Source organism: Flavobacterium sp. I3-2 (assembly GCF_013389595.1).
Classification (GTDB): domain Bacteria; phylum Bacteroidota; class Bacteroidia; order Flavobacteriales; family Flavobacteriaceae; genus Flavobacterium.
The window spans coordinates 2,723,543-2,736,004 of record NZ_CP058306.1 but is presented as its reverse complement, the minus strand read 5'-3'; the positions used below and the strand labels follow the sequence as shown (position 1 = coordinate 2,736,004).

General features: G+C 32.6%; 10 protein-coding genes and 1 tRNA gene. 6 read left to right on the top strand and 5 right to left on the bottom strand.

The window, feature by feature from the left end; all coding sequences use genetic code 11:
- The 5 genes from HW119_RS13070 (at position 1) to HW119_RS13050 (ending at position 4,885) form a co-directional block, all read left to right on the top strand.
- Positions 1-1,980 carry a TonB-dependent receptor plug domain-containing protein gene (locus tag HW119_RS13070; RefSeq protein WP_177766676.1) on the top strand — a complete coding sequence of 660 codons (1,980 nt, stop codon included), beginning with the start codon at positions 1-3 and terminating at the stop codon, positions 1,978-1,980.
- 35 nt (positions 1,981-2,015) lie between these two features.
- A complete protein-coding gene (locus tag HW119_RS13065) occupies positions 2,016-2,894 on the top strand; it encodes an MbnP family protein (RefSeq protein ID WP_177765095.1) in 879 nt (292 codons plus the stop codon).
- Between the two features lie 71 nt (positions 2,895-2,965).
- A complete protein-coding gene (locus tag HW119_RS13060; protein ID WP_177765093.1) occupies positions 2,966-3,982 on the top strand; it encodes a cytochrome-c peroxidase in 1,017 nt (338 codons plus the stop codon).
- A 257-nt stretch (positions 3,983-4,239) separates the two neighbouring features.
- Complete coding sequence (locus HW119_RS13055; protein ID WP_177765091.1) at positions 4,240-4,566, top strand: heavy-metal-associated domain-containing protein; 327 nt, start codon at positions 4,240-4,242, stop codon at positions 4,564-4,566.
- 7 nt (positions 4,567-4,573) lie between these two features.
- Entirely contained in the window at positions 4,574-4,885 is a 312-nt protein-coding gene (locus HW119_RS13050; protein WP_177765089.1) for a hypothetical protein, read from the top strand.
- Positions 4,886-4,891: 6 nt separating this feature from the next.
- Here HW119_RS13050 and HW119_RS13045 read toward each other — a convergent pair whose 3' ends face one another.
- From HW119_RS13045 to HW119_RS13025, 5 genes are all read right to left on the bottom strand, one after another.
- On the bottom strand, positions 4,892-6,271 hold the full coding sequence (locus HW119_RS13045; protein ID WP_177765087.1) for a site-specific integrase: 1,380 nt from the start codon (positions 6,269-6,271) through the stop codon (positions 4,892-4,894).
- A gap of 272 nt (positions 6,272-6,543) precedes the next feature.
- Positions 6,544-6,628: transfer RNA gene (locus HW119_RS13040), tRNA-Ser, on the bottom strand.
- A 130-nt stretch (positions 6,629-6,758) separates the two neighbouring features.
- The gene (locus HW119_RS13035; protein WP_177765085.1) at positions 6,759-7,898 is read right to left on the bottom strand and encodes a glutathionylspermidine synthase family protein; all 1,140 of its coding nucleotides are present in this window, start codon (positions 7,896-7,898) and stop codon (positions 6,759-6,761) included.
- A 3-nt stretch (positions 7,899-7,901) separates the two neighbouring features.
- On the bottom strand, positions 7,902-8,282 hold the full coding sequence (locus tag HW119_RS13030) for a hypothetical protein (protein ID WP_177765083.1): 381 nt from the start codon (positions 8,280-8,282) through the stop codon (positions 7,902-7,904).
- A gap of 2 nt (positions 8,283-8,284) precedes the next feature.
- On the bottom strand, positions 8,285-8,581 hold the full coding sequence (locus HW119_RS13025; RefSeq protein WP_177765081.1) for a hypothetical protein: 297 nt from the start codon (positions 8,579-8,581) through the stop codon (positions 8,285-8,287).
- 278 nt (positions 8,582-8,859) lie between these two features.
- On the opposite strand from HW119_RS13025, the gene HW119_RS13020 reads away from it, so the two are divergent.
- Positions 8,860-12,324 carry a pyruvate carboxylase gene (locus tag HW119_RS13020; protein WP_177765079.1) on the top strand — a complete coding sequence of 1,155 codons (3,465 nt, stop codon included), beginning with the start codon at positions 8,860-8,862 and terminating at the stop codon, positions 12,322-12,324.
- Positions 12,325-12,462 lie beyond the last annotated feature (138 nt).

The window sequence follows — 12,462 nt, the reverse complement described above, 5'->3', positions numbered from 1 at the left end:
ATGAGATATATTACAATTATAGTTTGCTTTTTGGGAATATTTGCAAATGCTCAAAACATTGAGAATGATACGCTGGCAACAGAATTAGAAGAAATTAAAATAGATGTGGTTGTCAAAAAGAAAATCGAAAGCGAAATGAAAATGGCGGTTACGGTTGATGAATTTCTGGCATCTTCCGATCAGATAAGTTTCATTAAACGTGGAGCTTATGCATGGGAACCCTTGCTGAATAATATGAATAGCGAACGTTCTACCATTACCATTGACGGAATGCACGTTTTCGGAGCTTGTACCGATAAAATGGATCCGATTACTTCGTATGTGGAAAGCAATAATCTTTCTGCAATCGACATCAAATCAGGTCAGGAAGGTGGTATGCACGGTTCAACAGTTGCAGGAAGTATCGATTTGAAACGGAAAAGTACTTCGTTTAGTGAAAATAAAGAATGGAAAGGTGCTTATCAATCAGGATTTGAGTTTAACAACAAGCAATTTTTCAATCTTGGAAATGTTTCTTTTTCGAGTAATAAGTTCGTAGCAGATGGAAGTATTTCGTATCGAAAAGCAGAGAATTATTCTGATGGAAATAACAATGAAGTCAATCATTCGCAATTCAAAAAATTCAACAGTTCATTAGGATTGGCTTACAAAACAAGTGAGTTGTCTTCTTTGCGAGTTGATGTTATTTTTGACCAAGCGAACGATGTGGGGTATCCCGCACTTCCAATGGATTTATGGCTTTCACGGGCTTTGATTACTTCGGTTTCCTACAAGCAATTATTTGAAGAAGGATTGGTACGGGTTTGGGATTCAAAAATTTATTTCAATGCCATAGAACATTATATGGACGATACCACTCGACCTGAAAATCTGGTGCATATGGATATGCCCGGTTGGAGTACCACTTACGGATTGGTTTCTAAAATCAACCTAAAAAAAGGCAACTATTCTTCTGAAGTACAACTGAATGCGTATGATAATTTGTCAATTGCAGAAATGCGAATGTATCCGCAGGACAGAAGCGAACGCACCATGTTTGCCTACAGCTGGCCTTGGGTTACTACCCAATATGCAGGACTTTCGATGAATAATTCTTTAGAGGTTACCGAAAAGAGCCAGATAAATTTTGGAGGCTCTTTAGGATTGAATTACAATCATTCTAAATATGTGGACTTCAACTGGATTTTTCATCCGGGAGCATCACAGAAAAAAACAAGATTTTTGCCAAGTCTGTATGCACGTTACAATGTAGATGTCAAACAGTTTAATTTTTCTGTAGGAGGTGGTTACGGTCATCGTGCACCATCTGTTTCGGAAGGTTACGGATATTATATCTACAACAGTTTTGACCGTTACGATTACATCGGAAATCCTGATTTAAAAAACGAAATTTCCTATGAAGTTAATGCAAATGCAGGTTTCAAGGATGAAAAGTTTAGTCTTCAGGCAAAAGCCAATTATTTTCATATTCAGAATTACATCATCGGAAGAATTTTAAGTATGGGAAGCCCGATGAATTATCAATCAGTTGGAGTAAAAGGCTATACATCGTTGGATTATGCAACGCTTTTCAATTTTTCACTCAATGCCAAATACGATATAATGGAACATTTGCATTGGAAAGGAACATTGACCTATGCCCGTGGGAAAGATAATAAAGATGGGAATTTACCTTTTATCCGTCCATTGAGCTATCAGACTTCGCTACAGTACCATTACAAAGATTTCGGGTTTCAGACTTCGATAAACGGAGATTTGGAACAAATAAATTATAGTCCTGAATATGGTGAAGATCAGACACCTTCTTACATAGTTTGGAATCTGTCTGCTGATTATACTTTTTATATTAACAATTTCAGAACAACTATTCAGGTAGGAGCCGAAAACATATTGAATGAATATTACAGTACCTATGCCGATTGGGGAAATATCCCAAGAATGGGACGTAATATTTTTACGTCTTTAAAAATTAATTTTTAACTATAAAATAAATACTAATAACTAAATTTTAAAAAATGAGAAATCTAAAAAAGTACCTTTTGTTATCTGCCGTTTCATTGGCATTTGTATCATGTAGCAGTGATGATGATGCATCAGCTGTTGCAAACAACGTAATCTTGTCTTTCAAAAACACTTTTGGTGATACCGAAATTATTTTGGGAGGAGCTACTTCTTCATCAGCAAGTGTAAACACTTCAGATGCAGGACAAGTGCATCGCTTTTCAGAATTGAAGTATGTGATCAGTAACATTCGTTTGATTAAAGCCGATGGAACCGAGATTCCTTATAATGTAAATGATTTAGATAAAGGGGCTATGGTTATTGACCAATCAAAATCATCTTCATTAAGTTACATTATGAATAATATTCCGACGGGTGAATATAAACAAATAAAATTCGGATTGGGTGTACGAAGTGATTTAAATACGTTAGACCAAACCAGATTCCCGAATTTCTATGCTACAGCTGGAGCAAATGACACGGAAATGATGTGGGAATGGGGAACAGGTTATCGTTTTACTAAAATCGAAGGATTTTATGATACGGATAACAAAGAAATGTCTATCCATACAGGAAGTACGGTTGAAGGAACAAATGGAGATGAATCCACTTACATTCAAGGAGTTGATGCTTACAGAAACATTGTTTTAGACTTGCCTGTAAATGCGGTTGTAGGAAGCAAAGCACCTAAAATCAATATCAAAGCAGATTTTGATAAATTATTAAGTGGTGTTTCTAATACCATTACGCTTTCAACTGGAACAGGAATGGGAGATAATGCAACGCCTAATATTCATACAGCTGTTCAAATGGTGAAATTTGTAGATAATATAGGAGGAAACGGTACAACAGATAATAAAGGAATGTTCTCTGTCCTTAACGTAGAAAACTAATTTAGACTTACAAGAGCCTTCTTAAATCAGAAGGCTTTATCTAAAAAATCACTTCAAATAATTCATAGAAAATGAAAGTTTTTCAGAAAATTTTACCTCTTATATTTTTGTTGGCATCTTGTAGCAAAGATGACTATGAGCCAATTGTATACGATAATCCCGAATTATCAATAAATATTCCTGTTGTTTTTCCTGAGTTAAACAATTCATTTTATGCAAACAAACCAACAAAGTATGGAGTAGCATTAGGAGAAAAACTATTTCACGAGAAACGTTTCAGTGCAGACAATACTATTTCGTGTGCAAGCTGTCATATTCAGTCCAGTGCATTTGCAGATAATAATGTACAGGCAATCGGAATTGAGGGAAGAATTGGGCTTCGTAATACACCGCCTATTCAGAATCTTGCTTTTATGAGGTTCTATAACTGGGACGGAAGTAAATTAAGTTTAGAAAATCAGCCGATTGTTCCGATTATCACACACGAAGAAATGGATTCTTCTATTTTGGAAGTTATCGGTAAAATCCAAAACGATGCATCTTATAAAGAGCTTTTTCAGAAAACATTCGGCGATGAAAACATTACACCTGAACGAATTTACAGAAGTGTTGCCCAATATGAATATACTTTGATTTCAGCCAATAGTAAATACGATAAAGTAAAACGAAACGAAGCAACATTTACCGAAAACGAAATGCAAGGCTATCAGGTTTTTCAGCAGAAATGTACCACTTGTCACAGTACGGAACTCTTTACCGACCAAACATTTCGAAACATCGGATTTCCTATCAATACAAATTCTAACGAGGCAGGAAGAGCGAGAGTTACCGGAAATATGGACGAATATATGAGTTTTCGTGTACCGTCTTTACGCAATGTAGAGTACACCTCACCTTATGGAAGCTTCGGGCAGTTTGCAACACTGAAAGACGTCTTGGATTATTTCGACAATGGAGTTTTAGGAGCAGATAATCTGGATCCTGTTTTCAAAAATAATGGGAATAGAATTCCACTTACCGAACAGGAAAAAGAGGACTTAATTTCATTTATGAAAACATTGAGTGATTTAGAGTTTACAGGTCATTAATATTAAAATTCATTTGAAGTAAATATTAGTTAAATAATCAAAAATTTAAGAGATTGAAATACACTGAGTTGGAAAACAGAAACCACTCTGAATGGGATTTCTATGGTTCAAAAAAATTAAAATGTAGTAATATGAAATGCCCATTAAAAAATTTTATAATCGACATAATATGTTTTTTGGGCATTCCATCTGACCGTTGAAAAAACAATAAAAAATAAAAGATTAAACATTATATCAAATTAGTAGGCTTATCAGTTATGTTTTTGATTGTTTCCTGCAAAGGAGAAGTACAGAAAGATAAAACGCAATCAACAGAAACAAAAGAAGTGGCTGTTTTACCTGAAAATTTAGAAGAGGTAAATTTTGAAATAAACGGAATGACCTGTGCTTTAGGTTGTGCCAAAATGATAGAAAACAAATTAGCAAATGCAAAAGGTGTTGATTCTGCCAAAGTAGATTTTGAAACCAAACTGGCTTACATTTCTTTTGACAAAACACAGCAATCAAAAGAAGAATTACAAAAAAGAATTGAAGCTTTATTGGACGGAAACACCTATAAAGCTTCTGAAATTATAAAAGAATAAAAATCAAATGAAAAAAATAATAACATTAGCATTGGTGTTATTCCTTAATACCATATCAGCCCAAGTAAATATTGATTTCAAGACACAGCCATTCCCATCGGACTGGACAATGCAGGGAGGTTTTGAAATAAGTAATGCCGAAATACATCCAAGATGCCAACAAAATGCACTGATAGGAAGCATCTTTGAACAGGAATCTATGTTTTGGATTCAAACAGCTTCCTATGACTATAATGGTGGAGATATTGAAATAAATCTTACCCACGGCATCAAAGACTTATACCACGCTTTAGGAGTAAGATATGATTCAAACTTTTGAATTTATTTATAATAAACTTTTTTTAAGATTTTCTATTTCATTTTGACATTTCATTATCTTCGAAATCACTTGAGAATCTGAAGTTTTATGTGACTCAATAGCTAATTGAGTTATCTGATTTTCAATTGTTTTTAAAAGAGTTATTGCATCAGAATAATTCTTATAAGTATTAGAAGCAATTTTAGTTTCCAAAAGATTCATTTCTCTACTAATGGTTGATTGTTCAGTCAGAGCGTATTCTTCGGTTTGTTTTATGGATTGATGACCAAGCATTTCTTTAACTACATGCATTGGAACCCCATTATTTAGTGTCACAGTACTTCCAAAAGTTCTCCTTGCTTTATGAGTTGTAAGATTATCATCTATTTTACATAGTGTTGCGATTTCTTTCAAATACTCATTCATTTTTTGATTTGATTTTACAGGAAGAAGTAAGTTGCTTTTTAAACATAATGGGTGTTCTTTATATTTTTCTAAGATTTCTATTGCTTTACTTAGAAGTGGAATAGTGGTAGAGGATCCTGTTTTTTGTCTATTCGAAACAATCCAAGCTTTGTCGTCTATACCAATCTTAATTTCATTTTTGTTGAGTTGTTTCACATCAATATAAGCCAATCCAGTATAACATTGAAAAACAAATATGTCTCTAACTTCGTTTAATCTATCAGAATCAAAAACTTTATTTTCTAATGTTAAAAGTTCTTGAGAACTCAAAGGAGTTTTTTTGATAGTAATTTTTTTAATTTTATAAGCTTTAAACGGATCAGTGGTAATAATGTCTTTGGAGATAGCTCTGAAAATAATTTTTTTAAAATTTGCAATGTATTTTACAGTACTATTGTTTTGACAATTTCTAACGGTTCTTAAAAAAAAATCATAATCTTGAATAAACTCATAGTTTAATTGTCTAAACTCTAAATCATCAACTTTATACTTTAATTTTATAAATTGCTCAACGTGTGATCTAGCTGTAACGTATCTTTCGTATGTACCCATACTATACTCACCTTTAGAAACTAATGCGAAAATTTCGTCATTATGTTTTTGAAATTCTTCAAGTACTTTTGTATTTGCTACAGTATTTCCGAGTACATAATCAATAAGTAGCTTTGATGTAATTGAGATATTACGATTTATTAGTTGTATTTTATAGTCATCGACTTTTCGTCTCAATGAATCTAAAAAATAATTTAAAGCTTTTGCATCTTCTTTAGTACCAATTGCTTTTTCATTTTTCTGATTCCACCTTGATGACTCCCATTTTCGTTTCGTAGATGCTTCTTTCTGTATTCCATTAACAGTGATTCTTAAATAGATATATCGTAAATCGAATCCTTTATGATGTGTTTTTAGAAAGAAATTTAATCCGTAGCTTGTTTCTAACATATTATATAAATTTAAATATTGATAAATATCGAACTACAAATATTTAAATTCAAGTCGTTAAATATATTTACATGTTGAAAATCAGGTGTTTATATTTGTTTTAGTGGCAATAATTTTACCTGTAAAAAATTGCCATTATTTTGCCACAGAATTTTGAGCATTTTTATAAATTTTGATGATTCTTAGGCACAAAAAAAAACCTGCATATCTTAAAGATTGCAGGTTTTATAGTCCTTTAGGCATAAATCAATACTAAAACTGATTATTACTTGCGGAGAAAGAGGGATTCGAACCCCCGGACCTGTTACAGTCAACAGTTTTCAAGACTGCCGCAATCGACCACTCTGCCATTTCTCCTTTGGTCTGTAATGATGTTGTTTGTTACATTATTACGGGTGCAAAGATATTTACTTTTTCTTTATTCGCAAGGCTTTTCGTGATAAATTTTTAAAGTTTTTTATAATTGACTAACAATCAATATTTTTGGTTACTCAATTATATGAGGAATAAATCTACTTCTGTCGTTTGTTATCAAAGAATCACTTTCTCTGAAAGAAATTCCGCATGATTCTTGACCAATAATCCAACTTCCAATAATTGTATATCCACTGTGATTTTTTATTAATGGAGCTAATTCTTGATAAACAAATCCCTCGTGTCCATAATCACCAGTTGTCGATTCGATAATTTTGTTGTTACTAATTATAGAAATGTTTGCACCTTCTCTCGAAAGTAAAGGTTTTTTTACAAAACTTACCATGTTTTTCGCATCGTTAAAATACGTTTCTAGCAACAATGAATGATTTGGAAACAATTCCCATAAAATTGCTAAAATCGCTTTGTTAGAAAGAATCATTTTCCAAGAAGGCTCAATCCATTGTGCCTCTAAAATATCATTAGTAATATGATGACCATATTCTTCATTAACCATCCATTCCCATGGATATAATTTAAAAATATCTGTTATAGGTTGGTCCTGTAAATCAACAAAATTGGACCCATTCCAACCAATTTCATCTATATATAAAAGTTGTGTTTGAATTCCGGCTTGAATCGCGCAATCTCTTAAATATTCAACATTACTTAAATCTTCTAATGATTCTCTTACACAAGTAAAATGTAACGATTCTCCTTTTAAATAAGGTTTGATTTCTTTCCAAGAATTTACCAGTTGTTCGTGTACCGAATTGAATTGGTCTTTAAAGTTTCCGAAATAATGTTGCATCCAATGCCATTGAACAACTCCGCATTCAAATAATGAAGTAGGAGTGTCTGCATTGAATTCTAACATTTTTAATTGATTTCTGACTTGGTCATAAGCAAAGTCAAATCGACCATATATACTTGGAGTTTCGTTATTCCAACTACGTTCAATATGATGATGAAAATAATTTGGAATATGAAATAGATGATACTTTTTATTTTCGATAACATGTTCAACAGCTGTTAAACACATTTGCCACAATTCTGTTGTAGCATTATAAATTTCGTCTGCAAACGATTCTGAAATGCTAAAATAATAATCATCAATCCAATATGGAATTCCATTATCAGAATGATAACCATAACCGATTTGTTCGACACGATTTTGCCAATTTGTATCTTTTACTAAATGTTTGATTTTCATTTTTTATGAACCTGCTTTAGTATTAGAATTAGTTGTGTTTGAAGTTTTTCCAAAACCACCTCTAGAAGTTGCTTTGTTGTATGCTTGAGCTTTTGCAGGATTATTACCCACAACCGATTTTTGATTTAAACCGCCACTTGCATAACCAAGGCCTCCACCCATATGACGAAAAGCCATATACCATAAAAGAGCACTTCCCATTCCTGAACCTCCGTTGTTATGTTGCGAATAGTTTTGTGTTACTTCAGTGTAAGGAGCTGTTGAATCAGCACGCATGAAAACTTTTTGTGCAATTTCTTCATTTTCAGCTTTTGGTTTATTACATGATGCTAAAACTGATGTAATAAGAAGTAATGTAACCGCTTTAGATGATCGCTTTTTCATAATTATTGGATGGTTACATAAATTGGAATTTTATCTAAACTAAGTGTGCTATCTTGTGATGTTTCCCAAGTATTTTCTTTTTTTAAAGTTACAACTGTATCAACAGCAGTTGCAATTTGTTCGCTATTAAACCAAATAATTTGTTTGGTGATATGGAAAACGGTATCTCCACTTGTTTTTGTGGTTAACACAACTTCTCTTGCAGATTTCTTATCTAAATTTTCAAGATTATCTTCCTTTTGTGAATTGCTACATGATACAATCAAAGCAAGAAAAGGAATAAAAAATAATTTTTTCATCATTTACATTTTTACAAATATCGGCATTTTAGATATAATTTTCAACTGATTATTTTTTTTTAAAAATGTATTTATAGATTAAATTTTTTATAATCTTAAAATTTAAGAATTTATTTTAATTTAAAAAGATAATAAAAATGAATAATATAATTATATCTTAAAAAAAGATGTAAAAACATCATGAGATCACTATGTTGATTATCGAATAAATTATCAAAATTGGTTTTTTGTTGTATTTTTATGAAAATTTTTACATTCAAAAATATTTAAACAGAACAATGACTACTGTAGACAACACAACTTACAACCGTTCTATTAAAAAATTATTAGTAGCCAATCGTGGTGAAATTGCAATTCGCGTTTTAAGAGCAGCTTCTGAAATGAGAATTAGAACTGTAGCGATGTACACTTTTGAGGACCGCTATTCATTGCATCGTTACAAAGCAGATGAAGCTTATCAAATTGGTGCAGACGATCAACCTTTAAAACCTTATTTAGATATCGAAGAGATTATCAAGATAGCTAAAGAAAATGAGGTTGATGCTATTCATCCAGGTTACGGATTTTTAAGTGAAAATGTAACTTTCGCTCGAAGATGTCGTGAAGAAGGAATTATTTTCGTTGGTCCACAGCCTGAGGTTATGGAACAATTAGGAGATAAAATCGCAGCTAAAAAATTAGCTCGTTCTATCGAAGTTCCGGTAATTGAAGATGCCATTCTTTCTATCGATGCAGCTCATGAAGTAACCGACCGTGCAATTGCCATTGGTTTTCCAATAATTTTAAAAGCGGCTGCCGGAGGTGGAGGTCGTGGAATGCGTGTGGTAAAATCTGCTGAAGAAGTGTTACCTTCTTTTCTAGAAGCATCTAACGAAGCATTAAAAGCTTTTGGTGATGGAACTATTTTTATTGAGAAATTCATTGAATCTCCTAAACATATCGAAGTGCAATTATTAGCCGATAATTTCGGAAATATTGTGCATTTATTCGAAAGAGATTGTTCGGTTCAACGTCGTTTTCAAAAAGTTGTTGAAATTGCTCCAGCTCCAAATCTTCCAGAAAAAACGAAACAAGAAGTTTATGATTATGCAATTAAAATTGCTAAAGCTGTAAATTATAATAATGCAGGAACGGTTGAGTTTTTAGTTGACAAACACAATCAAGTTTATTTTATTGAAGTAAATCCGAGAATTCAAGTTGAACATACAGTTACCGAAGAAGTAACAGGAATTGATATTGTTCGCAGTCAAATTTTGATTGCTCAAGGAACTAAATTATCTGACCCTAGAATTCATATCGAAAACCAAGAAAGTTTAAAAATAAACGGATTTGCAATTCAATGCCGTATCACTACAGAAGACCCTGCAAACGGATTCAAACCAGATTACGGTACTTTAATTGCTTATAGAAATGCTGGTGGTTTTGGAATTCGTTTAGACGAAGGAAGTGCTTATCAAGGCATGAAAATTTCTCCATTCTTTGATTCGATGATTGTAAAAGTCACCGCAACCGGAAGAACACTTTCTGGAGCTGCACAACGTTTACATCGTTCATTGACTGAATTCCGTGTACGTGGTGTAACTACAAATATGATGTTTTTAGAAAATGTTATTAATCACGAAATTTTCCGAAAAGGAGAATGTACGGTTAATTTTATTGACCAACATCCTGAGTTATTTCAAATTGCTGAACTAAAAGATAGTTCAACTAAGATTTTAAAATATTTAGGAAACATCAGTGTTAACGGGCATTCTGATATTAAAAATTACGATTCATCAAAAGTTTTTAGAAATCCAGAAGTTCCTGTTTTCGATAAATCTAAAACGTATCCAAAAGGGAGTAAAGATTTATTAAATGAATTAGGTAGAATCGATTTCTTAAAACAAATCAGAGATGACAAAAAAATTCATTTTACAGATACAACGTATCGAGATGCGCATCAATCTTTAGTTGCAACTCGCGTTCGTTCTAAAGATATTTTAACAGCAGCTGGCGGATTTGCTCAAAATAATCCGCAAATGTTCTCTTCTGAAGTTTGGGGCGGAGCTACGTTTGATGTTGCTTTACGTTTTTTACAAGAATGTCCGTGGGAACGTTTACAAGAGTTACGCAAAGCTATGCCAAATACGTTACTTCAAATGTTATTCAGAGGAAGTAATGCAGTTGGATATTCGGCTTATCCGAGAAATATCGTACAGCAATTTATTGAGAAATCATGGAAAAACGGAATCGATATTTTCCGAATTTTCGATTCGCTAAACAATTTAGAATCGATGTTGCCAGCAATTGAATTCGTGTCTAAAAATACGCAAGCTATTGCCCAACCTTCGATTTGTTACACTGGCGATTTACTTCGAACAGAAAATAACAAATACAATTTAACGTATTATACCGATTTAGCAAAACGTTTAGAAGATGCTGGCGCGCACATGTTGGCAATTAAAGATATGGCTGGTTTATTAAAACCAAATGCTGCCGAAATTCTAATTCCTGCTTTACGCGAAGCGGTTCAAGTTCCGATTGCATTACATACACATGATACAGCCGGAACTCAAATTGCAACATATTTAAAAGCGATTGAATCAGGAATTGATTCGATTGATTGTGCTTTAGCTTCTTTCTCTGGAATTACTTCGCAACCAAATTTAAATTCAATGGCGGCTTTGTTGGAAGGAAACACAAGAGAAAATCCATTAAACAAACAAAGTTTAAACGAACATAGTAATTACTGGGAAGCAGTTCGTGAATATTATTATCCATTCGAGTCGGATTTAAAATCGGCAACAGCAGAAGTTTATGATAACGAAATTCCTGGAGGACAATATTCTAATTTACGTCAACAAGCAGAGGGTGTTGGTTTAGGAGATAAATATCAAGTTATTAAACACAACTATAAAGCGGTTAATGAATTGTTTGGCGATATCGTTAAAGTAACTCCAAGTAGTAAAGTTGTTGGAGATATGGCTTTATTTATGACAGCAAACAGCTTGACTAAAGAAGATGTTTTGGACGAGTCTAAAAACTTATCATTCCCTGCATCTGTAATTGGTTTCTTTAAAGGTGATTTAGGAGTTCCGTTTGGTGGATTCCCTGAAAAATTGAGAGGAATTGTTCTTCGTAATGAAAAAGAAATTCCTGCTCCAGCGGCTCAAATTTTACCTGATGTAGATTTAGAACTTTCTACACAACAATTCTATAAGAAATTCCCTAATTCTAATTTCTTAGATTATTTATCGTTCCAAATGTTCCCTAAAGTTTATGAGGAATATTATAACAATAAAGAAAAATATGGTGATTTAAAAGAATTACCAACTCCTATTTTCTATTATCCGTTAGAATTAAATAAAGAAATTAAAATAACCTTACATAAAGGTAAAGACATTCATGTTGAACTACTTCATATTGCAAAAGCCAATGAAGAAGGAATTCGTCGTGTAACTTTTAGATTAAACGGAACACATCGTACGGTTAAGATTAAAGACAATTCGGTTAAATCTGAAAAAGTTGCTCACGAAAAAGTATCAAATCCTGAAAATCAAATTGGTGCTCCTTTACAAGGTAGTTTATCAACAATCTTAGTTAAAGAAGGCGATGTTGTTTCATCAGGAACTGCTTTATTCATTATCGAGGCAATGAAAATGGAAAGTACCGTTTCTGCTCCAAAATCAGGAAAAATTAAACGAGTTGTTCTTTCATCAAACACCATGGTTGATCAAAACGATTTGATTATTGAAATGGAATAATTAAATTATTAATTTATAGAAAAAGCTATTTTGAAATAAATTCAAAATAGCTTTTTTTGTTTGAATCAATTGCATTAATTCTCAAAGTAAAGAAATGATGCAAGTATCTTAAAAAAAAACTGTCTAAATAGACAGTTA

Excerpts from the sequence above, each read along its gene's own strand:
- HW119_RS13025 (WP_177765081.1), bottom strand. The coding sequence starts at position 8,581 with ATGAAAAAATTATTTTTTATTCCTTTTCTTGCTTTGATTGTATCATGT.
- HW119_RS13050 (WP_177765089.1), top strand. The coding sequence starts at position 4,574 with ATGAAAAAAATAATAACATTAGCATTGGTGTTATTCCTTAATACCATA.
- HW119_RS13070 (WP_177766676.1), top strand. The coding sequence starts at position 1 with ATGAGATATATTACAATTATAGTTTGCTTTTTGGGAATATTTGCAAAT.
- HW119_RS13060 (WP_177765093.1), top strand. The coding sequence starts at position 2,966 with ATGAAAGTTTTTCAGAAAATTTTACCTCTTATATTTTTGTTGGCATCT.
- HW119_RS13020 (WP_177765079.1), top strand. The coding sequence starts at position 8,860 with ATGACTACTGTAGACAACACAACTTACAACCGTTCTATTAAAAAATTA.
- HW119_RS13030 (WP_177765083.1), bottom strand. The coding sequence starts at position 8,282 with ATGAAAAAGCGATCATCTAAAGCGGTTACATTACTTCTTATTACATCA.
- HW119_RS13055 (WP_177765091.1), top strand. The coding sequence starts at position 4,240 with ATGTTTTTGATTGTTTCCTGCAAAGGAGAAGTACAGAAAGATAAAACG.
- HW119_RS13065 (WP_177765095.1), top strand. The coding sequence starts at position 2,016 with ATGAGAAATCTAAAAAAGTACCTTTTGTTATCTGCCGTTTCATTGGCA.
- HW119_RS13035 (WP_177765085.1), bottom strand. The coding sequence starts at position 7,898 with ATGAAAATCAAACATTTAGTAAAAGATACAAATTGGCAAAATCGTGTC.
- HW119_RS13045 (WP_177765087.1), bottom strand. The coding sequence starts at position 6,271 with ATGTTAGAAACAAGCTACGGATTAAATTTCTTTCTAAAAACACATCAT.